This is a genomic window from Gordonia sp. WA4-43, assembly GCF_020520305.1.
GTDB classification, from domain to species: domain Bacteria; phylum Actinomycetota; class Actinomycetes; order Mycobacteriales; family Mycobacteriaceae; genus Gordonia; species Gordonia hongkongensis.
This window is the reverse complement of sequence record NZ_CP084736.1, coordinates 4,496,904-4,523,392: the sequence shown is the minus strand read 5'-3', so window position 1 is coordinate 4,523,392 and position 26,489 is coordinate 4,496,904. Positions and strand designations below refer to the sequence as shown.

Here is a 26,489-nt window from a genome sequence, read left to right as displayed (position 1 = left end):
CCCCGCACTCGCGATGAGTGCGGGGGCCGCGTCGTCTTGTCCTAGCGCCTACCGGTAGTCGTTGGAGAACCCGTAGTCGTCCAGCGGCACCGCAGCGCCGGCCGGAGCACCGAAGGTGCCGTCCGGGCTGTAGTAGGTGTCGTCGTAGGACGGCACCGCGTACGCCGCGGCACGAGCCTCTTCGGTCGGCTGAACCTGGATGTTGCGGTAGCGGTTGATACCGGTACCGGCCGGGATCAACTTACCGATGATCACGTTCTCCTTCAGACCGATCAGCTTGTCGCTGCGGCTGTTGATCGCCGCGTCGGTCAGGACACGCGTGGTCTCCTGGAACGACGCCGCCGACAGCCACGACTCGGTCGCCAGCGAGGCCTTGGTGATGCCCATCAGGACCGGACGTCCGGCTGCGGGCTCGCCACCCTCGGTCACGACCTGGCGGTTGGCCGCCTCGAACTCGGCACGCTCGACGAGCGAACCGGGCAGGAACTCGGTCGAACCGTGATCGATGATCGTCACGCGACGCAGCATCTGACGCACGATGGTCTCGATGTGCTTGTCGTGGATCGACACACCCTGGCTGCGGTAGACCTCCTGGACCTCGTTGACCAGGTGGATCTGCACCTGACGGGGACCCATGACACGAAGCACCTCGTGCGGGTTGGCCGAGCCCTCCATGAGCTGCTGGCCGACCTCGACGTGGTCACCGTCGGCGAGGAGCCGCTCGGAACCGTCGTCGTGCTTGAACACGCGCAGACGCTGACGCTTCGAGATCTTGTCGATGACAACCTCTTCCGAACCATCGTCCGGGATGAGGGTGATCTTGTAGAAGCGGTCGTCGTCCTCGAGGCGCACCCGGCCGGAGACCTCCGCGATCGGTGCCACGCCCTTGGGGACGCGGGCCTCGAAGAGCTCTTGGACACGCGGCAGACCACCGGTGATGTCGTCACCGACGCCACCCTGGTGGAACGTACGCATCGTCAGCTGGGTACCGGGCTCACCGATCGACTGGGCCGCGATGATACCGACGGCCTCGCCGATGTCGACGAGCTTGCCGGTGGCCATCGAACGGCCGTAGCACATCGCACACACACCGGTGCCGGTCCCACAGGTCAGGACCGAGCGGACCTTCACCTGCGTGATGCCGGCGGCGAGCAGGGCCTCGATGGCCGGGTCGCCCAGGTCGTGACCGCGCTCGACGATGACGTTGCCGTCGGCGTCGACCGCGTCCTGCGCCAGCGTGCGGGCGTAGGTCGAGGTCTCGACGTGCGCGTCACGGATGAGCGTGCCGTCGGCCTGCTTCTCGGCGATGGTCGTGGTGATGCCACGCTCGGTGCCACAGTCGGTCTCGCGCACGATGACGTCCTGCGACACGTCCACCAGACGACGGGTCAGGTAACCCGAGTCGGCGGTACGAAGCGCGGTGTCGGCCAGACCCTTGCGGGCACCGTGCGTGTTGATGAAGTACTCGGCCACGGTCAGGCCCTCGCGGAACGAGGACTTGATCGGACGCGGGATGAACTCACCCTTCGGGTTGGTCACCAGACCCTTCATGCCCGCCAGCGAGCGGATCTGGGTCATGTTGCCCGCCGCACCCGACTTCACGATCATCGGGATCGGGTTGTCGTCCGGGTAGTGCGCCTCCATGGCCGCGCCGACCTCTTCGGTCGCCTGCTTCCAGATCTCGACGAGGGAGTCACGACGCTCGTCCGGGGTGAGGGCACCGCGCTGGAACTTGCGCTCCAGACCGTCGGCCCGCTCCTCGTACTTGTCGAGGATCTCCGCCTTCTGCGGCGGCACCAGCACGTCGGCCATCGAGACGGTGACGCCCGAACGGGTGGCCCAGTAGAAGCCGACGTCCTTCAGCTTGTCGACGGTCTGGGCGACCACGATCATCGGGTAGCGCTCGGCGAGATCGTTGATGATCACGGCCTGACGCTTCTTCGGCATCTGCTCGTTGACGAACGGGTACTCGATCGGCAGCAGCTCGTTGAACAGCACACGGCCCAGCGTGGTCTCGATGTCCCACGGCGAGCCGTACTTCCAGCCGTCGGGGAACTGCTCGGCCTCGATGTCGGCCGGCGGACGCTGGTCGGTCAGACGCACCTTGATGCGCGACTGCACGGTCAGCACACCGCGGTCGACGGCCATGATGGCCTCGGCCGGGGTCGAGTAGACACCACGCTCGACGTCGTCGCCGTTCGCCGGGGTGTACTCGCCCGCCGCACCCTCCTTGAGGGTGGTCAGGTAGTACAGACCGGTCACCATGTCCAGACGCGGCATGGCGAGCGGACGGCCCGACGCCGGCGACAGGATGTTGTTCGACGACAGCATCAGGATGCGCGCCTCGGCCTGCGCCTCCGCCGACAGCGGGAGGTGCACGGCCATCTGGTCACCGTCGAAGTCGGCGTTGAAGGCCTCGCACACCAGCGGGTGGAGCTGAATGGCCTTGCCCTCCACCAGCTGCGGCTCGAAGGCCTGGATGCCGAGGCGGTGCAGCGTCGGTGCACGGTTCAGCAGCACCGGGTGCTCGGCGATGACCTCTTCGAGGACGTCCCACACCGCGGGGCGCTGACGCTCGACCATGCGCTTGGCCGACTTGATGTTCTGCGCCTGGTTCAGGTCGACCAGACGCTTCATCACGAACGGCTTGAACAGCTCAAGAGCCATCAGCTTCGGCAGACCGCACTGGTGCAGCTTGAGCTGCGGGCCGACCACGATGACCGAACGGCCCGAGTAGTCGACGCGCTTGCCGAGCAGGTTCTGACGGAAACGACCCTGCTTGCCCTTGAGCAGATCGCTCAACGACTTCAGCGGGCGGTTGCCCGGCCCGGTGACCGGACGGCCACGACGACCGTTGTCGAACAGGGCGTCGACCGACTCCTGCAGCATCCGCTTCTCGTTGTTGACGATGATCTCGGGAGCACCCAGATCGATCAGTCGCTTGAGGCGGTTGTTGCGGTTGATGACGCGGCGGTACAGATCGTTCAGGTCGGAGGTCGCGAAGCGGCCACCGTCGAGCTGCACCATCGGACGCAGCTCCGGCGGGATCACCGGCACGGCGTCGAGGACCATGCCCAGCGGCGAGTTGCCCGACTGCTGGAACGCCGCGACGACCTTGAGTCGCTTGAGCGCGCGCAGCTTCTTCTGGCCCTTGCCGCTGCGGATGGTCTCGCGCAGCGACTCGGCCTCGGTGTCGATGTCGAAGGTCTCCAGGAGCTTCTTGATCGCCTCGGCACCCATCGAACCCTGGAAGTACTCGCCGTAGCGCTCTTCGAGCTGGCGGTAGAGCTTCTCGTCGATGATGAGATCGCCCGGGGCGAGCTTGACGAACTTGTCCCAGATCTCCTCGAGACCGTCGAGCTCACGCTGTGCGGCGTCGCGCATACGACGCATCTCGCGGTCGGCGCCGTCGCGCACCTTGCGGCGCACGTCGGCCTTGGCGCCCTCGGCCTCCAGCTCGGCGAGATCCTGCTCGAGCTTCTGCTGACGCTCGTTCAGGTCGACGTCGCGCTGATCGGCGACGGACTTCTTCTCGACCTCCATCTCGGCCTCGAGCGTCGAGAGCTCGTTGTGCCGGAGCTCGTCGTCGACCGCGGTGATGACGTAAGCGGCGAAGTAGATGATCTTCTCGAGATCCTTCGGCGCCAGGTCGAGCAGGTAGCCCAGCCGGCTCGGCACACCCTTGAAGTACCAGATGTGCGTGACCGGGGCGGCCAGCTCGATGTGGCCCATGCGCTCACGGCGCACCTTGGCCTTGGTCACCTCGACGCCGCAGCGCTCACAGATGATGCCCTTGAAGCGGACGCGCTTGTACTTGCCGCAGTAGCACTCCCAGTCGCGGGTCGGGCCGAAGATCTTCTCGCAGAACAGGCCGTCCTTCTCGGGCTTGAGCGTGCGGTAGTTGATCGTCTCCGGCTTCTTGACCTCACCGTATGACCAGTTGTGAATATCGTCGGCCGTCGCAAGGCCGATCTTCAGTTCGTCGAAAAAGTTGACGTCGAGCACTTGTTACCTTTCCAGAGCTCTGTTGTCAGTGGCCGGGGCGGACCCCGGCCGGGTGAGGGTCAGGTCAGTTGGCGAGATCGTCGACGGTGGCCGACTCGTTGCGCGACAGGTTGATGCCGAGGTTGGCAGCGGCGCGCTCCAGGTCCTCGTCGTCGGTGTCGTGCATCTCGATGGCGGCGCCGTCGGAGCTGAGTACCTCGACGTTCAGGCACAGCGACTGAAGCTCCTTCAGCAGCACCTTGAACGACTCGGGGATACCCGGCTCCGGGATGTTCTCACCCTTGACGATCGCCTCGTAGACCTTGACGCGGCCCACCACGTCGTCCGACTTGATGGTCAGCAGTTCCTGCAGCGTGTACGCGGCGCCGTAGGCCTGCATGGCCCAGCACTCCATCTCACCGAAGCGCTGACCACCGAACTGCGCCTTACCGCCCAGCGGCTGCTGGGTGATCATCGAGTACGGGCCGGTCGAACGAGCGTGGATCTTGTCGTCGACCAGGTGGTGCAACTTGATGATGTACATGTAGCCGACCGACACCGGGTACGGGAACGGCTCGCCGGAACGACCGTCGAACAGCGTCGCCTTGCCGTCGCCGTTGACCATGACCTCACCGTCGCGGTTCGGCAGCGTCGAGGACAGCAGTCCGGTCAGCTCCTCCTCGCGGGCGCCGTCGAACACCGGGGTGGCGGTGTTGGTGTCGGGCTCGGCCGAGTACATGTCCTCGGGCAGACGCGACGCCCACTCCGGCACACCCTCGGCGACGTTGATGTTCCAGCCGGCCTTGGCCACCCACCCGAGGTGGGTCTCCAGGATCTGGCCGATGTTCATACGACGCGGCACACCGTGCGTGTTCAGGATGATGTCGACGGGGGTGCCGTCGGGCAGGAACGGCATGTCCTCCTGCGGGAGGATCTTGCCGATGACGCCCTTGTTGCCGTGACGACCGGCGAGCTTGTCGCCGTCCTGGATCTTGCGCTTCTGGGCCACGTACACGCGGACCAGCTCGTTGACGCCGGGAGCCAGGTCGTCGTCGTCCTCGCGGCTGAACACGCGCACGCCGATGACCTTGCCGGTCTCGCCGTGCGGCACCTTCAGCGAGGTGTCGCGGACCTCGCGGGCCTTCTCACCGAAGATGGCACGCAGCAGACGCTCTTCCGGGGTCAGCTCGGTCTCGCCCTTCGGGGTGACCTTGCCGACCAGGATGTCGCCGTCGCGGACCTCGGCACCGATGCGCACGATGCCGCGCTCGTCGAGGTCGGCGAGGACCTCGTCGGAGACGTTCGGGATGTCCCGGGTGATCTCCTCGGCACCGAGCTTGGTGTCGCGCGCGTCGATCTCGTGCTCCTCGATGTGGATCGAGGTGAGCACGTCCTCCTCCACGAGCCGCTGGCTCAGGATGATCGCGTCCTCGTAGTTGTGGCCCTCCCACGGCATGATCGCCACGAGCAGGTTCTTGCCGAGCGCCATCTCACCGTTCTCGGTGCAGGGGCCGTCGGCGAGGACCTGGCCGGACTCCACGCGCTGACCCTCGTCCACGATCGGACGCTGGTTGGCGCAGGTGCCGTGGTTGGAGCGCGCGAACTTGCGCATCCGGTAGGTGTCGCGGGTGCCCTCGTCGGACATGACGGTGATGTAGTCGGCCGAGACCTCTTCCACCACACCGGTCTTCGACGACACGATGACGTCACCGGCGTCGACGGCGGCACGCAGCTCCATGCCGGTACCGACCAGCGGCGACTCGTTGCGCACCAGCGGCACGGCCTGACGCTGCATGTTCGCACCCATCAGGGCGCGGTTGGCGTCGTCGTGCTCGAGGAACGGGATCATCGCGGTCGCGACGGACACCATCTGACGCGGCGAGACGTCGAGGTACTCGACATCGGTCGCGCCGACGAACTCCACCTCGGAGCCCTTCTTGCGCACCAGGACACGCTCGTCGGTGATGCGTCCGCTGCCGTCGAAGTTGGTGTTCGCCTGACCGATGAGGAAGCGGTCCTCCTCGTCGGCGGTCATGTACTCGATGTCGTCGGAGACGACGCCGTCGACGACCTTGCGGTACGGGGTCTCGATGAATCCGAACGGGTTGACCCGCGCGTACACCGAGAGCGAACCGATCAGACCGATGTTCGGACCCTCAGGGGTCTCGATCGGGCACATGCGGCCATAGTGCGACGGGTGCACGTCGCGCACCTCGAGGCCGGCACGCTCACGGCTCAGACCACCCGGGCCCAGCGCCGACAGACGACGCTTGTGGGTCAGACCCGACAGCGGGTTGTTCTGGTCCATGAACTGCGACAGCTGGCTGGTTCCGAAGAACTCCTTGATCGCCGCCACGACGGGACGGATGTTGATCAGGGTCTGCGGGGTGATCGCCTCGACGTCCTGGGTGGTCATACGCTCACGCACGACACGCTCCATACGCGAGAGGCCCACGCGGATCTGGTTCTGGATCAGCTCGCCGACGGTACGCAGGCGACGGTTGCCGAAGTGGTCGATGTCGTCGACCTCGACGGGCACCTCGACGCCACCGGGGACGGTCATGTAGGTGGTGGTGTGCGGGTCGGCCTCGTGCAGACGCACCAGGTACTCGACGGTCGCGATGATGTCCTCGCGGGTCAGCGTGGACTCGCCCACCATCGGGTTGCCCGTCAGGCCCAGCTTCTTGTTGACCTTGTAGCGGCCCACGCGGGCGAGGTCGTAACGCTTGTCCTTGAAGAACAGGTTCTCCAGGAGGTTCTCCGCGGACTCCTTGGTCGGCGGCTCACCCGGGCGCAGCTTGCGGTAGACCTCCAGCAGCGCCTCGTCCTGGCTGCCGGTGTTGTCCTTCTCCAGCGTCGACATCATGATCTCGGAGAACCCGAACCGCTCGGTGATCTCCTCGGCGGTGAAGCCGAGCGCCTTGAGCAGCACGGTGACCGGCTGACGGCGCTTGCGGTCGATACGCACACCCACGGTGTCGCGCTTGTCGACGTCGAACTCGAGCCACGCACCGCGACCCGGGATCACCTTGACGGTGTGCAGGGTCTTCTCGGTGGTCTTGTCGATCGAGGCGTCGAAGTACACGCCGGGGCTGCGCACCAGCTGGCTCACCACGACACGCTCGGTGCCGTTGATGATGAAGCTGCCCTTTTCGGTCATGATCGGGAAGTCGCCCATGAAGACGGTCTGCGACTTGATCTCGCCGGTGTTGTTGTTGATGAACTCCGCGGTGACGAACAGCGGCGCCGCGTAGGTCATGTCCTTGTCCTTGCACTCCTCGACGGAGGCCTTGACCTCGTCGAAGTGCGGCTCGGAGAACGACAGGGACATCGAACCGGAGAAGTCCTCGATCGGGGACAGCTCGTGGAGGATGTCCTCGAGGCCACCGGTCGGGTTCTCGTCGCCGCGGGCGATCGCCTTCGCGCGCCACTCCGGCGAACCGACGAGCCATTCGAACGAATCGAGTTGGAGGTCGAGGAGGCCCGGGACCTCCAGCGGCTCGCTGATCTTTGCAAACGACGCGCGATGCGGCGCGCCGGGGATTGTTGAGGTGGACTGGCGGTTGACTGCCAAGATGCGTCCTTCCAACACGACGTTATTCACAACCTAGATGTGCAGTACGTGGCTTGATGGGCCGTTCGCTGGTGACACCCTGGAATCGGCGATCACCGCAGCACACACGTCTAGAGAGTGGCCGAAGAAGGATCGATAGATGGACAGGAGGCAGCCAGCGCAACGTCCAACTGTAGCAGAAAATAGACGCACTTTGTCAAGCCGTCTGGAAAGCGATTTCGCGCGGGTGGCTGCCTGCACGTCGATCGCTGGTCACAGCCTGGCCCGACATCGCCTCCACGTCAAGCGCTACGCGCGAATTTCGCGAAGTCGGTGTCGAACTCGGCGTCCGACCTGGTGATGAGGGGGCGACGCACCTCGATCAGAAGGGCTCGACCGCCCGGATCCGCCACTGGTCGCCCTCACGCACCATCGCGAACTGGGCGCGCGGTGCACCGCTGTTGGTGGCCATGCTGTTCTGCGTCTCGCTCACCACCAGGTTCGCGATGACGGTCGCGGTCGCGCCGTCGTCGGCGCCAGAGAGGTCCCGGACGCCGATCGCGTCGACCCGGCACTCCGCACCCGTCTTGGTCTGCGTGATCAGCTCGCGCTGCGCCTTCAGCGTCTCGTCGAACTCCGTGCGGGCCTGCCCGGTCAGCGCGTCCTGCGCCCGCCGCTGCCACTCGTCGAGTTCGGTGTGGTCATACCCGAACACCGCGCAGATCCGCTCCTGGGCCTGCGAGGTGAGCTGCGATGTCGACTCCTGGTCCACGAACGCCTTGTTCGGTCCGATCTCGGCGCCCGGATGGAACGCGAGGATGGCAGCGATGACGAACAACACGGCCGCGATGCCCGCCAGCACTCCGGTACGGATGCCGAGGGGATTGCGGGAGGCACCCCTCCCCCGCCGGTCCCGCTTGCCGGGACGCCGGCCCATCGGCCGGTTCGGCTTGTCCGACGACCCGGCCGGCGCCGGGGTGTCTCCGCGGCGCAGGGTCGAGACCCGCGCGACCGGTTTGGTCTTGGGTTTGGGCGACTCGGCTGTGGGCGACTCGGCTGTGGTCGACTCCGCCGTCGCCGACTTCTCGAGGCTGACGGCGTCGGTTTCTGCGGTGTCGGTTTCCGCGGTGGCGTCACCAGGCCCTTCGTGGCTCGTCGCTCTCGCTCCTCGCACCTCAGGGAGCAGTGGGGCTTCCGCTCTCGCTCCTCGCACCTCAGGGAGCAGTGGGGCTTCCGCTTTCGCTCCTCGCACCTCAGGGAGCAGTGGGGCTTCCGCTTTCGCTCCTCGCACCTCAGGGGGCAGTGGGGTGTCAGCCTTCGTGGTGTCGTCACCAGGCCCTTCGAGGCTCGTCGCCTTCGCTTCTCGCACCTCAGAGGGCGGGGAGGTCCGGCCGGCGACCTTCGGGGTCGGGCGGCGCTTCGGGGTGGGCTTCTTCTTACCGCGGTCCGGTGCCATCAGTTGCCCCCTTCCGGAGCCGGGGCCGGGGCCGCGGGGGCAGGTGCGCCACCGCCGTCGGCGTAGGCGATGCCCTCCAGACCGAGGATGTTCTCGGCCTTCCAGGTGTCGCCGTCCTTGGTCATGCTGACGTCGAAGCCGCGTGTCTCGTCGATCCCGGGCTGGCCGGGGCGTTCGAGCGTCGTCACGACGTAGACGAGCACCTTGGCCTTCTGCTCGTCGGCGTCGACCTCGCTCGGTGCGCTGCGCAACAGTCGCGCGTTCAGCTTGGCGGTGTTCGGTCCGGCGGTCCCGAGCATGTCGAGCACGTTGCCGCCCTCACCGTCTTTCTCACTGCCGAGCACCTCGTCCTTGGCCTTCCCGGTCAGGGACGCCTCCGCACGCTTGCGGAAGCCGTCGACGTCGGCCGGGTCGATCGTCGTGATGTTGAGGACGGCCTGCTCGGCGGCCTGGGTGGCGGCGTCGCGCGTCTCCTGCGCCGGGTACTCGTCGAAGTAGACGTTGTAGGCCCGCACACCGAACACGGCGACGAGCACCACGCCGACCACGACCGCCACGGCAGCCAGGACGAACGGTGCGGACTTCGCCGCCCGCCGCAGGGCGGGACGGGGGCCACCGGGCTTGTTCTCTGTCGGTTCTGCGGTGCCAGTCATCGGGAACACACTGTATATATCGCTCCTGAGCGCAAGCCAAGGCCGAGGTTCGGACCGTGGGAGGTCCGATCAGGGGCGGCGACGCTCGTCGGGTGGTCGGGTCTAGCGCGGCCGGACGCCGAGCAGCGCTGCGAGCTGCTGGGCGAGCGGGTTGAGGTTGAGCTTGTCGGGATCCTTCTTGGGGGTGTTGTCCCACGGCTGCGGGTACGCCGGGTTGGCGTACTGGGCACGCTCGGCACTGCGGACACCCGTCGGATTACCGAAAGGCACCGTACATTTCGCCTCGGTGTTGAACGCGAAGTCGTCGTAGCGGACGTCGAAGTCCGGGTTCTGGCGACGAGCCTCGGCCAACACCGCGTCGGTGCTCTCGTATCCGCGCGTACAGGCCGCGGGGTTGTTCGTCTCGAGGACGACACCGAAGTGGATCTGGCCGTCGCCCGGCGCGGGTGCGTGGCTGCCCGCCGACAGCGCGGAGAGCATCGCGAACGTCGTCGACGTCGTGTAGGTCGCCGGCTCGATCGTGCGGGCCACCTCGGCGAGATCCTTCACGACCTTCGACAGGTCGTTGCCGTTCTTCTGGATCAGCTCCGAGATCTGCGTCGCCGACAACGTGCCCGTGGTGAGCAGTCGCCGCAGGTCCGGATCGGCCGAGGCGAGGGTCGCGGTCACCAGGTTCAGGTTGCGCGACCAGGTCAGGATCGCGTCGGACTGGTCGGCCTGCGTGTCGAGCACGACGTTCGAGTTCTGGATGAGCGCGACCGTCTCGCTCAGGTTGTCGACGCCGGCCCGCGAGAGCTTGCCGAGCGAGTCGACGAGGCGGGTCAGGTTCTCGCCCTGGCCGTTGAACGCGTTGCCGAGTTCGGTGATGACCGTGTTCAGGTCGTCGACCGGGATCGAATCGGTGAAGTCGATCGCCGAGGCCACCACGTCCTCGAGCGGCTCGGGCAGCGCGTACTTGGTGATCGTGTCGCCGCCCTTCAGGTACGGCCCCTCCGACGACGTCGGCTGCAGATCGACGAACTGCTCACCGATCGCCGACCGGTTCGCGACGACCGCGGTCGCCGACGCCGGGATCTCCGGCCCACCCGAGTCGATGTCGAGAGCGACGTCCACGCCGTCGGGCGTCAGCGTCAGCTTGCCGACGCGACCCACGGGCACACCCTGATAGGTGACCTCGGCGTTGGTGAAGATGCCGCCCGAGTCGGGCAGCTTGGCGGTGACGGTGTACATGCCGACACCGGCCAGTTTGTCCAGACGGGCGTACTTCGCGCCCACGTAGACCAGCGCCACCAGGCCGACGACGACGAACACGATCAGCTGGATCTTGACGAGCTTGCCGATCATCGTCCACCTCCTGACGGGTCGGATGCCGGGTTCCCGGCGGACGCCGCCGGAGCGAGCCCCATGGCGGCCAGCGGACCGTCGAGGATGCCCTGACCGGGCACCGCCGGGGTCGGCATCTGTCCGGCCGCATCGGCCGGGCGTGAGAACGACGCGGGGTAGGTGCCACCCGACGGCGGGGTGTTCGGTCCCGGACGTGAGTTCGGGGCCGGCGGGAGCAGCGTGATCGTCGGCCAGCCGTAGCGCGGGCCGTTGCCGCGGTAGTACGGGTTGCGCCGGTCGACCGGCACGTTCACCCGAGCGGGCGGGACGTACCTCGGGGTCCCCTGGCCGACACCGAGCGCCTCGAGCTGATTGAGCACGCGGAGGTCCAGCGTCATGAACAGGTTGGTCGAGTCACCGCGCACCCCCGGCAGCAACCAGTCCGGGAACGGATGCGTGAGCATCAGCGGCGCGGCGGTGATCAGATCCGGAGCCGCCGCGGCGAGCTGCGTCAGCACCGGCCGCAACGCCTTCAGGTCGTTGATCAGCGCCTTGCGCGACTTGCCCAGCACGTCGGTACCGACCTGGCCGAGCTCGTCGAGCTTGGTCAGCAGTTCGACGAACTGCGGACGCTGCTCCTCGAGCACCTCGACGCCCGCGGGCAGCTGCTTGAGGATGCGGTCGATCTGCGCGGTCTGCGCGGCGGTCCGGGTGGACAGCTCGGCCAGGCCGTCGATCGCGGTGATGATGTCGTCGCGCTGACGGTTGAGGCCGGCGATCAGGTCCTCGGTCTCGCCGATCAGGTCGCGCACCTTGTCTGTCCGGCCGTCGAGTGCCTTGTTGAGCTCGGTGACGATCGGCTGCAGCTGGTTGAGGCCACCGCCGTTGAGCAGCAGCGCGAGCGCCCCGAGGACCTGTTCGATGTCGGTGGCGGTCCGTGTCCGCGACACCGGGATCGGCTGGTCCGGGTTCTGGCGCGGCGCGTCGGCACTGCCGTCGGGCTCGGTGAGCGACACGAACTTCTCACCGAGCAGCGAGGTCTGCTGCACGCTCGCCTCGGCCTCATCGGACAGGTCGACGTTGTTCTGCACCTCGACGGTGACCTGGGCGAACCACTGATCGTTGGGCACCTCGACCTTGGTCACGCGCCCGACCGGGATCCCGTCGCGTTTGACCATCGACTGCGGCACGAGGTCGAGCACGTCGTCGAACTGGATTTTGTAGGTGCGCGCGTTGTCGCCGGTGTTCACTCCGCCGGGCAGCGGGATCGACTGGATGCCGTTGGACATACAGCCGGTCACCAGCAGGGTCAGCGACAGCGCGGCGCCGGCCATCGCCGTACGCATCGACGTGCGGTTCATCAGTTGCCTCCCCGGGGTCGCGGGGTGGTCGACGAGGAGGCCGGGGCCCGCTCCGACGGCGGGTTGCCGATCTCCGGATCGGGGTTGCCCGGGACGGTGCCCGGCACCGGCGCACGCTGCAGTTTGTTGTTGCTCATGATGCCGAAGGGCAGCACGGGCAGCAGCGGCTCGAGGACGCCTTCCTGGATCTGCTCACCGATCTCCTCGCACTGGCTGATCAGCGGCCGCAGGGTGTCGCTGAACTGATCGGCGGCCGGGTTGCCCGGCAGCAGCTTGCCGAGGTCGAGCAGGCGACACTGGGCACCGATCAGATCCTGCAGGTCCGGGATCGTCAGGCGCATCGACAGCGTGCCCGACTCGGCGTCGTAGGCGTTGATCAGGTTGTTCACCGTGATCGGCAGCACGGTCAGGACCTCTTTGAGGTTGTTCTTCTGATCGAGCAGGGCCTGGGTCGTCGGCTGCAGGTCCTTCACCGTCTCCCCGATCTGCTCACGGTTGTCGGCGAGGAACGTCGCCACGTCGCCGAGAGCGATCGACAGCTTGTTCAGCGCCGCGGCGAGCTGCTCGCGCTCACCGGCGAGGAACTGGTTGAACGAGGCCATCTGCGTGTTGAACTGCCGCACCTGGGCGTCGTTCTCACGCAGCGCGCCGACGAAGACGTTCAGGTTCTTGACGGTGTCGAAGAGGTTGCCGCGCGAGTCGCTGAGCGTCGTCGACGCTTTCGACAATCCCTCGATGGCCGCGCCGAGCTTCTCGCCGTTGCCCTCGAGGTTCTCCGCGCCGGTGGTGACGAGTTCACTCACCGCACCCTGCCGGCCGGTGCCGTCGGTCTTGTTGGCGCCATCGGGTCCGAGAGCGTCGGACAGCTCCTTGACACTCGCGTAGATCTGGTCGACCTCCACCGGGACCATCGTCTGGTCGACGGAGAGGGTGAGGTCGCGAGGCGCCTTCTCCCCGCCCGTGTAGGCCGGGGTCAGCTGGACGTAGCGATCCGCGACGACCGACGGGATGATCTGCACCGCACGGACATCCGCGGGCAGCTCGACACCGCGGTCGACGGTCATCGTCACCTTGACGGTGTCGCCCTCCGGCGTGACCGAGTCGACCTTGCCGACCGCCACCCCGAGCACCCGGACATCGGAGCCCTCGTAGATGCCGACCGACCGCTTGAAGGTCGCGGTGATCTTGGTGGTGCCGACCGAGGTGAACACCCACCACAGCGCACCCGCGACGATGAGCGCGAGGATCAGCCCGATCACGAGCACCACGATGTGCCGCGGCGTGAACCAGCGACCGGGACCCGAGTTCTGGGTCAGGTCTGGTGCGGTCATCAGCCGACCCCCGTTCCGGCCTGGTTCTCCATGGCCTGCTTGTTCGGCGGCCGCGTCGTGTTCTGCTGCGGCAGTGCCGGCGGCAGGAGGTTCACGACCGACGACTCGAACCATCGACCGTTGCCGAGCACGTTCGCGTACAGGCGGTAGAAGGGCGCCATGTACTTGATCGAGTCGCGGATGTTCTGGTTCTGCCGCTGCAGCAGCTCGTTCACGCCCTTCAGCGCGTCGAGTGCCGGTCCGATCTGTTCCTCGTTGTCGCGCACGATGCCGGTGAGCGAATCACCAAGGCTCGTGGTGCTGGCCAGCAACGCCGAGATGTTGCGCTGGCGGTTGTTCAGCTCGTCGAGCAACTGACCGGCGCCGCCGATGAGGCGCACGAACTCCTCGTTGCGGTCGGCCAGGATCTTCGAGGTGTCCTTCGTCGCGGCGAGCAGTCGCTGCACCTCTTGGTCGCGGCTCGAGATCGTCTGCGACAGACGGGCGATGCCGTCGAGCGCCGGTCCCGTGGTACCCGCGGTCCCCGAGAAGGTGTCCGACAGCACGCGCATCGACTCGGCCAGCTGGTCGTTGTCGAGTTCGCCGATCTGCTCGGCCGCACCGGAGAACGCCTCGATGACGTCGTACGGGGCGACCGTGTCGGTCAGCGGGACGTCGGGATCGGCGGGCTCGCTGCCACGCGGATTCAGCGACAGGAACTTCTGACCGAGGATCGTCTTGATCTGGATCGTCGCCTGGGTCTGGTCACCGATCCAGGTGTTCTCCACCCGGAAGGTCACGTTGACGCGGTCCCCGTCCAGGGTGACGTCGTCGACCTCGCCCACCTTCACGCCCGCGACGCGGACCTCGTTGCCCGGCTTGAGGCCGGCGGCCTCGGTGAACTTCGCCGTGTAGCGCGCACCCGCGCCGAGCAGCGGCAGTTCGGCGAGATAGAACGAGCTGAGTCCGAGCATCATCAGGATGAGGATGCCGATGGCGCCGATGCTGACCGGGCTGCGCCGGCCGCCGAAGCGCCGGTGCGGATGCTGCACCGGGGCGTCAGCCGCGTCGCGTTCGTCGTCGTTCACATTCGGGTCACGCGGGTTCGGATCGTTGTTGTCTGCCATCGTGGTCACCCCCCTGGCCGGTCGTCGGCCCAGCAGCGCGTCGCCGCACTGGTGTAGAGCACATGGTTGATGTCGGGCAGCGGGACAAGCGGTTGCGTCAGCACCGGCGACTTGCCGTTGCCCGCCACCACGTCGATACCGCACAGGTAGAACTGGAACCAGGAACCGAATGTCGCTGCGCGGCCGATCTTCTGGAGCTTGATCGGCAGATTGGTCAGCGTCTCCTCGATGTCCTCGTCGCGCGCGTTGATCTGATCGGCGAGCGACTTCAGGCCGGCGATGTCGCCCTGGATGGACGGCCGCGTCGCACCGAGGATGTTCGCCGTGACCGAGGTCAGATTGGAGACCGAGGTGATCGCCGAACCCACCGAACCGCGTTGCGCCGCAAGGCCTGTCACGAGCTTCTCGGTGTTGTCGAGCAGGCTGGTGAACTGTTCGTCGTTGCGGTTGACGGTGTCGAGGACCTTGGTGAGGTTCGTGATCAGCTCACCGATGACCTTGTCCTTGTCGGCGATCGCGTTCGTCAGATCGGCGGTGTCGCTGACCAGACGGGTGATCGAACCGCCCTGACCGTCGAAGATCGCGATGATCTGCTCGGTCAGCTTGTTCACGTCGGAGGCCGAGAGCTGTTGGAACAACGGACGGAATCCGTTGAACAGCTCGGTCAGGTTGACCGGCGGGTGGGTGTCCTTGACGCCCGGGTTCAGACCGAAGGTGTGCCCCTGCGCGACCGTCTGCGACGGATCGCCCGCCCCGCGCTCGAGCGCGAGGTACCGGAGCCCGGTCAGGTTGCGGTAGCGGATGAAGAGCTGGGTCCCGTCCGGCAGCCGGTCGCGGTCGACGTTGAACGCGACCTTCGCCTTGTTGCGGTCGTAGACCTCGACGCTCTCGACCTGTCCCACACGCACACCGGCGATGCGCACGTCGTCGCCCGGGTTGAGCAGCGTGGCGTCGGTGAAGACGGCGTTGAACTTCGCGTCCCCGTCACCGCCCGCATTGGCGATGGTGACGGCGAGCAGACTCGTGGTCACCACCGTGACCACGCCGAAGATGACCAGCTTGATCAGCGGTCCGACGATCGACTTCATTTGATGTCGACCTTCGCACCCTGCAGCGCACCGCCGCCGATCATGGTCACCCAGGTGGGCACCTCTTCGGGCGCCTTGCCCGAGGTGGCGCCGTAGATGACCTGCAACTGCTTGCGGTAATCCGGGTCGTCGAACGGGTTGGACTCCACCGCGACCGGCTTCGCACCCGACGCGGCCGAGACCGACCCCGCGGGCACGCCGCTGAACTGCGGCTGCGGCAACTCGGGCATCGTGCGCGGACCGGGGTTACGTGACGGCGGCTGGTAGCTGCCGTCGGCGAGCGAACCACCCGGGTACTGCGGGAACGGGCGGTCGCCACCCATCTTGGGGTCGTAACACACAGCGGGCGGATCGAGGTCCATGAAGCGGGGTTCGTCCTGGTTCGGTAGGTAACGGCCACGGGGGTTGACGAACTGCAGGTTCACCCGCACACCCGGATTGTCGGTGCCCTGGCCGACGATCTTGCGCGACTCCGGGATCAGACCCGCGAAGTTGCGGAAGGTGCACACGAACACCGGTGACTGCTTGGCGAGTCCGACGAGGAGTTCCTCGGAGTCGACGGCCAGGTCGATGAGGTCGGTGCGGTTGGCACGGAGCCAGCCGGTCAGGTCGTCGGACGCGACACCCAGGGTGGCGATGAGGGTCCGCAGGTCGTCCTGGCGTTCGACGATGGTGTTCGTCGTCGTGCGCAGGGAGTCGAGCGCGTCCACCACGTCGGGCAGCGCCTCGGAGTAGGTCTGCGAGAAGCTGGCCAGCCCCTCGAGGGTGCCCTCGAGTTCGGGCAGGTTCTCGTTGATCTCGCCGAAGATCTGGTCGAGCTCTTCCAGCGTCGTGCCCAGCTGTTCTCCGCGGCCAGACAACGCCGACGAGAGCGAGGTCAGCGTGGCGTTCAGATCCTGCGGCGGGATCGCCTCGAGGACCGGGAGCAGCTTGTCGAACAACTGCTGGATTTCCAGCGCGTTGCCGCTCTGGTCGGTCTGGATCGTCGCACCGTTGCTCAGCGTCGGCCCGGAGTTGTCCTCCGGCACCTGCAGGGCGACGTAGCGCTCGCCGAACAGGGTCTTCGGCAGGATGCGCGCGGTGGTCTCGGCCGACAGCGTCGACGCCTGATCGGGGTTGAGTCCCAACACGACTTCGACGGAACCGTCGGGTCCGGGCTTGACCTCGCGCACCTCGCCGACGGTCATGCCGCGGGCCTTGACGTCGGCGTTCGCCGGCAGCGCGTTGCCGGTCGAGTCGGTCAGCAACGTGACGTCGGTGAACTCGGTGAACGTCTTGTTGAACTTGGTGATCGTCAAGGTGAGGAACAACGCGACCACGAGGAAGAAGACGAGTCCGAGCAACCGTTTACGCAGCAGCGTCACGCTAACCTCCCACTCGCACGGTTGTCGTGGTGCCCCAGATCGCCAGGCCGAGGAAGAAGTCCAGGACCGCGATCAGCACCAGAGCCGCTCGAACCGCGTGCCCGACGGCCACGCCCACACCCGCGGGACCGCCCGAAGCGTAGTAGCCGTAGTAGCAGTGCACGAGGATGATCACGAACGCGAAGACCAGCACCTTGCCGAACGACCACAAGACGTCGGCCGGTGGCAGGAACAGGTTGAAGTAGTGGTCGTAGGAGCCGCCGGACTGGCCGTTGAAGACCGTCGTCACCACGCGGGAGGCGAGGTACGCCGACAGCAGGCCGAGCACGTACAGCGGGATGACCGCGATGAAACCGGCGATCACTCGGGTCGACACCAGGAACGGGATCGACGGCACGGCCATCGTCTCCAGCGCGTCGATCTCCTCCGAGATCCGCATGGCGCCGAGCTGGGCGGTGAAGCCGCAACCGACGGTCGCCGACAGCGCGAGACCCGCCACCAGCGGCGCCACCTCGCGGGTGTTGACGTAGGCGGAGAGGAAGCCGGTGAGGGCCTGCGACCCGATCTGGTCGAGCGCGGCGTACCCCTGCAGGCCGACCACGACGCCGGTGAACCCCGACATCAGCACCATCACGCCGATGGTGCCGCCGATGACCGCGAGTCCGCCCGATCCGAACGCGACTTCGGCGAGCAGGCGCAGGACCTCGCGCGTGTAATGCACGATCGTCTTCGGCATCCACGCGAGCGTCCGGCCGTAGAACGACATCTGCTCGCCGGCGCCGTCGAGCACCTTCAGCGGCTTGCCCAGCTGCTTGCGGGCCTCGTACATGTAGTACTCGGGCCGGCTCTTGGCGATGGTCACACCGCCCCCACCTTCGGTCACGTCTAGCTCCCCTTCGGTGGGACGACCTGCAGGTAGACCGCAGTGATGATCAGGTTCGCCAGGAACAGCAGCAGGAACGTGATGACGACGCTCTGGTTGACCGCGTCACCGACGCCCTTCGGACCGCCCTTGGGGTTGAGGCCCTTGTACGACGCCACGACGGCGGCGAGCACACCGAAGATCGCGGCCTTCAGGGTCGAGACCCAGAGGTCGGGCAGCTGTGCCAGCGCACCGAACGACGCGAGGTAGGCACCCGGGGTACCGCCCTGGACGACGACGTTGAAGAAGTAACCACCACCGATGCCGATGACCGCGACCAGACCGTTGAGCAGCATCGCCACCAGGACCATCGCCAGCACACGCGGTACGACGAGGCGCTGGATCGGGTTGATGCCGAGCACCTCCATCGCGTCGATCTCCTCGCGGATGGTGCGCGAGCCGAGGTCGGCGGCGACGGCCGACCCGGCCGCACCCGCGATCAGCAATGACGTCACCAGCGGTGAACCCTGCTGGATGACGACGAGCACGCTGGCCGCGCCGGTGTAGGACTCCGCGCCGAGCTGCTTGATGAGCGAACCCGTCTGCAGCGAGACGATCGCGCCGAACGGAATCGCGATCAGGGCGGTGGGCAGGATCGTCACACTGGCGATGAACCACGCCTGCTGGATGAACTCCCGCCACTGAAACGGGCGCACAAAGGTCTGGCGTGCAACATCGACGAAGAGCTGAACGATATTGCCGGTCTGTGACAGGGCACCTGTCCCGGCTTGCGCGATTCGGTCGACGCCACGCGTGGTGGCACTGCTCATCCCTAGGGTGTCCGCCCTTCGTTCCCATCAGCACGATGGCTGGGCTTGGTCAGTGCATCACCGGGTGTGTGCCACTGTTCGGTCGGGGCATCGCTGCCGCCGTAGTCGATGACGTCGGTCTTGGAGTCCGCGACGGCGACGTTGCCCGGCGCGGTGGTCCACTCGTTGCCGGAGCCGTTGTTGCCGGACGGGCCGTTGCCGTTCTCCATGTTGTCGGCGTGCTGGCGGCTCTCCTCGCGGATCTGGTCTTCCTGCTCCTGGCTGCGGCGGATCGCCTCCTGGGCGTTCTGGGGCAGGTCGGGCAGCATCGCGTGCACACGCTCGCGGTGCCGGGCGATCGCCTTGCGTTCGGGCATACCGGGATTGGGCTGCACCTGCGGAATGATCTCGGTGAAGTCCTCCTTGGTACCACCACCGGAGATACCCGCGGCCTGCATCGCCTCTTCCTGCTTCTGGACCGCCTCGTCCTTCTCCTCGGACATACCGATCGGACCGAACCGGTCACCGGAGAGGAACTGCTTGACCACCGGCTGCTCCGAGGTCAGCAACTGCTCACGCGGACCGAACATCACCAGCTCCTTGCGGAACAGCATGCCGATGTTGTCCGGGATCGTGCGCGCGATGTTGATGTTGTGGGTCACGATCAGGATCGTCGCGTCGATCTGGGCGTTGATGTCGATCAGCAACTGGCTGATGTAGGCGGTACGCACCGGATCCAGACCCGAGTCCGGCTCGTCACACAGGATGATCTGCGGGTCGAGGACCAGCGCGCGCGCCAGACCGGCACGCTTGCGCATACCGCCGGAGATCTCACCGGGAAGCTTGTCCTCGGCACCGGTCAGACCGACCAGGTCGATCTTCTCCATCACGATGTCGCGGACCTCGTTCTCCTTCTTCTTCGTGTGCTCACGAAGCGGGAACGCGATGTTGTCGAACAGGCTCATCGACCCGAACAGCGCACCGTCCTGGAACAGCACACCGAACAGCTTGCGGATCTCGTAGAGCTCCTTGGCCGAACACTGCGTGATGTCGGTCCCGTCGATGATCACCGAACCCTGCTCCGGATGCAGCAGACCGATCAGGGTCTTCAGGAACACCGACTTACCGGTACCCGACGGACCCAGCAGCGCCGAAACCTCCCCCTCCGGCAGGGTCAGAGTGACATCACGCCAGATGTTCTGCGAACCGAACGACTTGGTGAGTCCTTCGACGCTGACCTCAACACCCACAACTTCCTCCAGACGATCGCTGCCCCCGAGGCGGCCACGGTGTGACCGCGCACCAACCGGCGGCATTTGTGGTTGGGGTCACTCTAACCGACCCGTCCCCGCCCACAACGCCGCCGCGTGGTTCTCGGTGATGGCTGCGGGAAACCTACCGCCCGGTAACTCTCGCCGCGACGATGACAATATCCGATCGTTCGCGGTGAGGGAAGTCGGGCCGGCCCCTCGATGTGACGGCCACCGCAGACCTGGGCTCCACCTGCGGAACACGATTTCGACGGCTCAGCACCGCGCGTCGGGGTCGAGGCGCGGGTGGTCGTCGTAAGTGCGTCGAATGCGTAATCGCATTCGATGGGGACTGTGTTAGCTCTGCGTACGGTCAGGCCGCGGGCGAACCTGTCGTCGTCAACCACGGTCGTAGTAGAGCCACGAGTTCTCGGCGTTCGAGAGTCGACCAGGTCCAGCGGATCACCATGATCCCAAGAGCGCGCAGCGCGTCCTCCCTGCGCTTCTCGCGGATCAATGCATCACGTGGCTCTTCGTCGGGGCGGAGTAGCCGACCGTACTTCTGGAGGCCGTCGAACTCACCGATCACCCGGCCGTCCCAGTCGAAGTCCGCTCGTATTTCTCCGTCCGGTGTCGAGAACGAGCTCTGCAGGCGGGGTGCCGGGAGTCCGGCGACGATCATCTGCGCGCGGCTCCACGACTCACCGACGCTTTCCGATCGACGGTTCGAACACGCCAGCGCTCTGCGAGCAGTGCCGACGTTCTTCCATCCCGTGCGTGCGTCGAGCATGGCCGCCATCGTGTCGTGATCCGCGTCCTTCGCCAGCGCCCGGTCGAAGACGACGACCCCCTGGGCGAAGTCACCGGCCATCGCGATGTCGACCGCGGTGCGTTCGACACTCGTGACCGACAATCCGTCCACTGTGACCGTCTCATCGCGGCCCAGCGGGCCGTTGTGGACATGACGGTGTCCGCGCACATAGCCGCCACTGGATTTCGCGGCCTTCGTCAGGTGCACCGTGGTGCGATCGGGATGCAGGGTGTCGAGCCCGAGAAGCGCGGCGGCCGATTCGTGACTCAGTGTCGAGATGCCGCGGTCGCGCGCCGATGTCGCCACGGCTATGGATCGGTGCCGGAAGAGCAGATCGGCGCCCGCCGGCCCCTCGAACCGCGCTCCCCCCTCGACCCACACCCCCGGCGCCAGCCGCAGGAGTTGACCGCGTCGGACTGCAGCGGCGACGACGTCGTCCCCGACACCGGCCCGCAGGGTCGCTTCCCGACGAACGAGACCGTATCGGTCGACGGGCAGTTCATGAGCGAAGGGCGCAGGCATGGGACTTGGACGCACGGACCGCCCCGTCGGTTTCATCCGCCGAGCCGGGTCTCCTACCGAGCCGGCCAACCTCTTGGTCGCATGCGACTTCATGTCGTCGATGCGACTTCGATCGAGGTCGCAACGACGAAACGAGATCGCATGCGACCTCAATTCGCGGGCCGGTGGGCGGGCGAACCCCGACCCAGCGCCCTCCCGACCCAGCGCCCTCCCGACCCAGCGCCCCTCCCCGGGACAGCAACGAGCCCGGGACAGCGATGCTGTCCCGGGCTCGTGAAACGCTTGCGCGTGAGTCGGTCTTACTTGACCGAAACCTTGGCGCCGGCCTCTTCGAGCTTGGCCTTGGCAGCCTCGGCGGCCTCCTTGTCGACCTTCTCCAGCAGAGCCTTCGGAGCGCTCTCGACGAGGTCCTTGGCTTCCTTCAGGCCCAGGCCCGAGACGACCTCGCGGACGACCTTGATGACCTGGATCTTCTTGTCGCCGGCACCCTCGAGGATGACGTCGAACTCGTCCTGCTCAGCAGCGGCCTCGGCGCCACCGGCAGCCGGGGCACCGGCAGCGGCGACGGCGACCGGAGCCGCAGCGGTGACCTCGAAGACCTCTTCGAACTTCTTCACGAAATCGCTGAGCTCCAGCAGGGTCAGTTCCTTGAACTGATCGATGAGCTCGTCAGCGGTGAGCTTCGCCATGGTTGGCGTCCTTCCTGTCAGTCCCCGTACGGGGCTTTGGTGTTCATCCCCGTACGGTTCGGGGATTGGTGTGGTGCGGCGGACGACCTATTCGGTCTCGCCGGCTTCGTTCTTCTTCTCCTGCAGGGCCGCGGCCAGGCGCGCCACCTGCGAAGCCGGCTGGTTGAACAGACCGGCGGCCTTTGCCAAGTTGCCCTTCATGGCACCGGCGAGCTTGGCCAGCAAGACCTCACGGGTCTCAAGGTCGGCGATCTGCTCGATCTCGGCAATGGACAGCGCGCGGCCGTCCATGTACCCGCCCTTGATGACCAGCGCCTTGTTGTCCTTGGCGAACGTCTTGATCGCCTTCGCGGCCACGACCGGCTCACCTTCGATGAAGGCGATGGCGGTCGGACCGGTGAACAGCTCGTCGAGCCCTTCCACGCCCGCCTCAGCAGCGGCACGCTTCACCAGGGTGTTCTTGGCGACGGAGTAGGTTGCACCCTCACCGAGGGAACGTCGCAACGTGCTGATCTGGGTGACGGACAGGCCACGGTATTCCGTGACAACCGTCGCCGTGGAGCTCTTGAACTGCTCCGCGATCTCCGCAACTGCGGCGACCTTTTCGGACTTGGCCATACTTCGCCTCCTCTCCTCGTCACTATGAGTTGGTCGAGTCCAACAAGAGAGCGACGGGCATCGGGAGGCGATCGAGGGCCAAGATGACAAACGCCCCGGCACACAGGCACGGGGCGTGAACGCACACACTGTTCGTGTGGAGCGACATTCCTCGTTCATCCTGCGTGGGCCGGCGACCTCGTCGCGCCTTCGTCCGGGAAATCCCGACGACCAACGGTCTCTGGTTGAACCGATACGACGCACGGGTGTGCATCACATCGACGACTAGGCTACGCGGACGTGGACGAACAATCCAAATCGTCGGACCTGCGGGACCCCAACGCCCGCGCACAGGCCGCCGCGGACGCCATCTACGACCGTCACCTGCAGCGGGCCTTCTGGCTGCCGGGGACACGTGCCGGAGCTGTCGCCTGGCCCATCGGGCGCGTGCAGGCCCAGTTCGGATCCTGGCATTACTGGTGGCAGGCACACCTCGTCGACCTGCTCGTCGACGCCGCGATCCACCGTGTCGGCTCGGACCGCTCCTTCGACCCCGACGTCGCCGACGACGCCAACCGGCTGCTGCGCGGCATCCGGATCCGCAACGGCGGCCGCTGGACCAACAACTATTACGACGACATGGCGTGGCTGGGACTGGCCATCGAACGCGCCGACCGGCACCTGCACCTCGACCATGCGGGCGGACTCCGCGTCCTCGCCGGGCAGATGCTCGACGCCTGGGTGCCCGCGGACGGCGGCGGAATCCCTTGGCGCAAAGCCGATCAGTTCTTCAACGCACCGGCCAACGGCCCGGCCGCGATCCTGCTCGCACGCACGGGTCACGTCGAACGCGCCGTGGCGATGTGCGACTGGATGGACGCCAACCTCGTCGATCCCGACACGCACCTGGTCATCGACGGTCTCAAGAAGCTGCCCGACGGTTCGCTGAAGCCGGAGACCGGCACCTACACCTACTGCCAGGGCGTCGTGCTGGGCGCCGAACTCGAGGCGTTGCGGGCGACCGGAGATCGCCGGCACCTCGACCGGCTGGCCCGGCTGCTCGGCGCCGTCGAGCACCACTCCTGCACCGACGGGGTGATCAACGGCGGAGGTGGCGGCGACGGCGGCCTGTTCCACGGCGTGCTGGCCCGCTACCTCGCACTCATCGCCACCGACCTGCCCGAGGTCGACGGTTCGGATGAACTCCGTACGCGGGCAGCCCGGATCGTGACCCGTAGCGCGGACGCCGCATGGGCCCATCGCACCGAGTTCGCCGGCCGGGTGATCTTCTCCAGCGACTGGCGACGAACCGCGGTGATCCCGACCGACGCCGGCACGAAAGCCCAGTTCGTGGCAGGCGCCGTCAATCCGTCCGAGGTCCCGGAGCGGGATCTGTCGGTGCAGTTGTCGGCGTGGATGGTGCTCGAGGCGGCGGCCGCCATCGACCTGGGTTTACCTGAATGTGACCAGGAACACACACGGCCATGACCAAAAGACGCCACCTCGTTAGCCATCCGATACCGGCGCTGAGTTATCCTTCAGCGACTACGTGAAGTGACCTGGACCACACTGTAATCCGCAGCCAGCGGACGGGCCGGGAAGCAAGCGACCGACACGACGGGGTGTCGGTGTCCACCCGGCCGTCTCGATCCGTGCAACAACTCGGGTGCGACACCTCATCCCAGGCAGGGTGATGCACCATGACGTACCAGCTGGATCCCACACAGCCGCGCGCCCGTGTCGCTCCGTCGACACGAACCCGCACCACTGGTGCGCCGCATTTCGGCACGCTCCCGCTGGGTGATCCCACCGGCGGCGCCGACGGTATCCGCTGGCGCGAGCAGGTCGACGGCAAGCAGCTCTACCCGCGCGTCGTCATCGACCGGAACGTCTCCATCACCATGAGCGACGGCGTCGTCCTGCGCGCCACGGTCATCCGGCCCGCCAACCGGTTCGGGCAGACGATCCTCACCCCCTATCCCGCGGTCATCAACATCAACCCGTACAACCGCGCGGCCATCGACTTCATCGACCAGACCCTCCACGCCCCCGTCCTCGGCAAGGCACTGCACACCGCATCCCGGTCGATGGACGCGACGGGCACGGCCCTCGAGGGACTCACGACGTTGACACAGACCCTGTCGGGCGGCGTCTTCGACGTCTTCGGCATCAATCGCAACCTGGTACGCAGCGGGTACGTGCAGGTCGTCGTCGACGTCCGCGGAACCGGCGCGAGCCTGGGTAAATGGCAGATCCTCGGTCCTCGCGAGCAGCAGGACTCGGTGGAGGTCATCGATTGGGTGACCGAGCAGGAGTGGTGCGACGGGACCGTCGGGATGGCCGGCTGGTCGTACTCGGCGATCAACTCGCTGCAGGCCGCGGACAAGCGGCCGCCACAGCTGAAAGCCGTGTTCGCCGTAGAGGGTTGCGACGACCTGGTGCGCGACATCTACATCACCGGCGGCATGCCGTCGGCCTTCATCCCGGTGTGGTTGTCCGCGGTCAACATGCTCAAGTGGGTTCCCAACCCCGCCAACGTGATCCGCGACCTCGTGCGCGGCGACGCGGTGCGCTGGGCGATCGACCGGGTGAAGTCCCCGGCCACCGAGATCCCCTCGCTGCTGTGGGGGTTCCTGACCGCCCGTGATCCACGCATCTTCGACGACCCGTACTTCGACGCCCGCGACCCGATCGTCGACCGCATCGAAGCACCCACCTTCACCGTCGGCGCCTGGCATGATCTGTTCGGCCGCAGTGCAACCGGGGTGTACGAGCGCCTGCAGATGGAGCCGGGCCGCAAGCAGATGATCGTCGGCGACGGCTATCACCTCGACGTGGGGTCGGGATACGGCGGCAAGTTCGCTCCCCCGCGTCTGGACGTCCTCGAACGCGCGTGGTTCGACCGCTGGCTCAAGGGCCACCGCAACGGGATCGAGTACTACGGGCCGGTCACCATGCTGCAGCAGGGCGGTGCGTGGACCGCGGGGCAGAGCTTCCCCCGTCCCGGGGTGGCCCCGACGCGGCTCTACCTGACTGCCGAACCGTCGTCGACCGCCGACCATTGCGTCCACGACGGTTCGCTGAGCACCACTCCCGCACAGGGTGTTTCGTCCCTACACGTCCGGCCCGACACCCGCGGACTCCGGTCCCGGGACATGACCCAGGTGACCGCGGGGGCGACGCTGGCCCTCGGCGCGGACTTCGCCCGGGATGCGCGATACCAGGAGCGGGGCGCGTTGTCGTTCACCACGGAGCCGGTCGGAGAGGCCACCCCGATCAGCGGCGCCATGAACTTGCGCCTCAACGTCGCCACCACGGCACACGAGGCCGTCTGGGCGGTGACCGTGAACGACGTCGCTCCCGACGGTACGTCGGTGGTGCTGACCAACGGTGCGCTGTCGGCGTCGAATCGCGCACTGGATCAATCGAAGTCGACGTACGCCGACGACGGCAGCCTGCTCTCGGCGCACCACTATCTGTCCCGCAAGCGCAAGCTGCCGGTGCCCGCCGACGAACCGATCCGCCTCGACGTCGACCTCGTCCCCACCGACGCGGTCCTGCAGCCGGGCCATCGGCTCCGGGTCGACGTCTACGCCGCGAGTCTCCCGCGTTACCTGACGCTCGTGCCCGACCTCATCAAGGCACGCGGCCGCCGACACCAGCGCCTGGTCCTCGACCCCGACCACCCGAGCCACCTGACGCTGCTCGCCGGCGACGGGCTGCGCTGAGA

At 66.7% G+C, this 26,489-nt stretch carries 18 protein-coding genes; 2 read left to right on the top strand and 16 right to left on the bottom strand.

The window, feature by feature from the left end:
• Positions 1 to 48: 48 nt before the first annotated feature.
• The 16 genes from LEL84_RS20455 to rplJ form a co-directional block, all read right to left on the bottom strand.
• Positions 49 to 4,005 carry a DNA-directed RNA polymerase subunit beta' gene (locus LEL84_RS20455; protein ID WP_226512631.1) on the bottom strand — a complete coding sequence of 1,319 codons (3,957 nt, stop codon included), beginning with the start codon at positions 4,003 to 4,005 and terminating at the stop codon, positions 49 to 51.
• A gap of 64 nt (positions 4,006 to 4,069) precedes the next feature.
• On the bottom strand, positions 4,070 to 7,576 hold the full coding sequence (locus LEL84_RS20450; RefSeq protein WP_226512630.1) for a DNA-directed RNA polymerase subunit beta: 3,507 nt from the start codon (positions 7,574 to 7,576) through the stop codon (positions 4,070 to 4,072).
• A gap of 343 nt (positions 7,577 to 7,919) precedes the next feature.
• The gene (locus LEL84_RS20445) at positions 7,920 to 8,711 is read right to left on the bottom strand and encodes a hypothetical protein (protein WP_319005250.1); all 792 of its coding nucleotides are present in this window, start codon (positions 8,709 to 8,711) and stop codon (positions 7,920 to 7,922) included.
• Positions 8,712 to 8,992: 281 nt separating this feature from the next.
• The gene (locus tag LEL84_RS20440; RefSeq protein WP_065629321.1) at positions 8,993 to 9,646 is read right to left on the bottom strand and encodes a hypothetical protein; all 654 of its coding nucleotides are present in this window, start codon (positions 9,644 to 9,646) and stop codon (positions 8,993 to 8,995) included.
• A gap of 102 nt (positions 9,647 to 9,748) precedes the next feature.
• Positions 9,749 to 10,990 carry an MCE family protein gene (locus tag LEL84_RS20435; protein ID WP_226512628.1) on the bottom strand — a complete coding sequence of 414 codons (1,242 nt, stop codon included), beginning with the start codon at positions 10,988 to 10,990 and terminating at the stop codon, positions 9,749 to 9,751.
• Entirely contained in the window at positions 10,987 to 12,330 is a 1,344-nt protein-coding gene (locus tag LEL84_RS20430) for an MCE family protein (protein WP_159370212.1), read from the bottom strand. The genes LEL84_RS20435 and LEL84_RS20430 overlap by 4 nt, the downstream gene beginning before the upstream one ends.
• Positions 12,330 to 13,661 carry an MCE family protein gene (locus LEL84_RS20425; RefSeq protein ID WP_058253303.1) on the bottom strand — a complete coding sequence of 444 codons (1,332 nt, stop codon included), beginning with the start codon at positions 13,659 to 13,661 and terminating at the stop codon, positions 12,330 to 12,332. Before LEL84_RS20425 ends, LEL84_RS20430 begins: the two co-directional genes overlap by 1 nt.
• Entirely contained in the window at positions 13,661 to 14,767 is a 1,107-nt protein-coding gene (locus LEL84_RS20420) for an MCE family protein (protein ID WP_065629320.1), read from the bottom strand. Before LEL84_RS20420 ends, LEL84_RS20425 begins: the two co-directional genes overlap by 1 nt.
• A gap of 5 nt (positions 14,768 to 14,772) precedes the next feature.
• Positions 14,773 to 15,855, bottom strand: a complete 1,083-nt coding sequence (locus LEL84_RS20415) for an MCE family protein (RefSeq protein ID WP_058253304.1) — start codon at positions 15,853 to 15,855, stop codon at positions 14,773 to 14,775.
• The gene (locus LEL84_RS20410) at positions 15,852 to 17,219 is read right to left on the bottom strand and encodes an MCE family protein (RefSeq protein ID WP_068970875.1); all 1,368 of its coding nucleotides are present in this window, start codon (positions 17,217 to 17,219) and stop codon (positions 15,852 to 15,854) included. The genes LEL84_RS20415 and LEL84_RS20410 overlap by 4 nt, the downstream gene beginning before the upstream one ends.
• Before the next feature lies 1 nt (position 17,220).
• On the bottom strand, positions 17,221 to 18,102 hold the full coding sequence (locus LEL84_RS20405; protein WP_058253306.1) for an MlaE family ABC transporter permease: 882 nt from the start codon (positions 18,100 to 18,102) through the stop codon (positions 17,221 to 17,223).
• 2 nt (positions 18,103 to 18,104) lie between these two features.
• Entirely contained in the window at positions 18,105 to 18,911 is an 807-nt protein-coding gene (locus LEL84_RS20400; protein ID WP_226512627.1) for an MlaE family ABC transporter permease, read from the bottom strand.
• A 2-nt stretch (positions 18,912 to 18,913) separates the two neighbouring features.
• On the bottom strand, positions 18,914 to 20,140 hold the full coding sequence (locus LEL84_RS20395) for an ABC transporter ATP-binding protein (RefSeq protein ID WP_226512626.1): 1,227 nt from the start codon (positions 20,138 to 20,140) through the stop codon (positions 18,914 to 18,916).
• A gap of 373 nt (positions 20,141 to 20,513) precedes the next feature.
• The gene (locus LEL84_RS20390) at positions 20,514 to 21,473 is read right to left on the bottom strand and encodes a hypothetical protein (RefSeq protein ID WP_226512625.1); all 960 of its coding nucleotides are present in this window, start codon (positions 21,471 to 21,473) and stop codon (positions 20,514 to 20,516) included.
• Positions 21,474 to 21,772: 299 nt separating this feature from the next.
• The gene (rplL, locus tag LEL84_RS20385) at positions 21,773 to 22,162 is read right to left on the bottom strand and encodes a 50S ribosomal protein L7/L12 (protein ID WP_004019500.1); all 390 of its coding nucleotides are present in this window, start codon (positions 22,160 to 22,162) and stop codon (positions 21,773 to 21,775) included.
• An 87-nt stretch (positions 22,163 to 22,249) separates the two neighbouring features.
• On the bottom strand, positions 22,250 to 22,780 hold the full coding sequence (rplJ, locus tag LEL84_RS20380; protein WP_004019499.1) for a 50S ribosomal protein L10: 531 nt from the start codon (positions 22,778 to 22,780) through the stop codon (positions 22,250 to 22,252).
• A 279-nt stretch (positions 22,781 to 23,059) separates the two neighbouring features.
• Between rplJ and LEL84_RS20375 the strand changes: the two genes are divergently transcribed.
• Together LEL84_RS20375 and LEL84_RS20370 are read left to right on the top strand one after the other, a co-directional pair.
• Positions 23,060 to 24,247, top strand: coding sequence for a glycoside hydrolase family 76 protein (locus LEL84_RS20375; RefSeq protein WP_065629264.1), 1,188 nt, complete (start codon positions 23,060 to 23,062; stop codon positions 24,245 to 24,247).
• A 212-nt stretch (positions 24,248 to 24,459) separates the two neighbouring features.
• A complete protein-coding gene (locus LEL84_RS20370) occupies positions 24,460 to 26,487 on the top strand; it encodes a CocE/NonD family hydrolase (protein WP_065629263.1) in 2,028 nt (675 codons plus the stop codon).
• Positions 26,488 to 26,489 lie beyond the last annotated feature (2 nt).

Bases quoted from the DNA above. Each gene is read 5' to 3' on its own strand.
- rplJ (WP_004019499.1), bottom strand. From the start codon at position 22,780: ATGGCCAAGTCCGAAAAGGTCGCCGCAGTTGCGGAGATCGCGGAGCAG.
- rplL (WP_004019500.1), bottom strand. From the start codon at position 22,162: ATGGCGAAGCTCACCGCTGACGAGCTCATCGATCAGTTCAAGGAACTG.
- LEL84_RS20430 (WP_159370212.1), bottom strand. From the start codon at position 12,330: ATGAACCGCACGTCGATGCGTACGGCGATGGCCGGCGCCGCGCTGTCG.
- LEL84_RS20370 (WP_065629263.1), top strand. From the start codon at position 24,460: ATGACGTACCAGCTGGATCCCACACAGCCGCGCGCCCGTGTCGCTCCG.
- LEL84_RS20400 (WP_226512627.1), bottom strand. From the start codon at position 18,911: ATGAGCAGTGCCACCACGCGTGGCGTCGACCGAATCGCGCAAGCCGGG.
- LEL84_RS20435 (WP_226512628.1), bottom strand. From the start codon at position 10,990: ATGATCGGCAAGCTCGTCAAGATCCAGCTGATCGTGTTCGTCGTCGTC.
- LEL84_RS20390 (WP_226512625.1), bottom strand. From the start codon at position 21,473: ATGCCTGCGCCCTTCGCTCATGAACTGCCCGTCGACCGATACGGTCTC.
- LEL84_RS20440 (WP_065629321.1), bottom strand. From the start codon at position 9,646: ATGACTGGCACCGCAGAACCGACAGAGAACAAGCCCGGTGGCCCCCGT.
- LEL84_RS20425 (WP_058253303.1), bottom strand. From the start codon at position 13,661: ATGACCGCACCAGACCTGACCCAGAACTCGGGTCCCGGTCGCTGGTTC.
- LEL84_RS20420 (WP_065629320.1), bottom strand. From the start codon at position 14,767: ATGGCAGACAACAACGATCCGAACCCGCGTGACCCGAATGTGAACGAC.
- LEL84_RS20415 (WP_058253304.1), bottom strand. From the start codon at position 15,855: ATGAAGTCGATCGTCGGACCGCTGATCAAGCTGGTCATCTTCGGCGTG.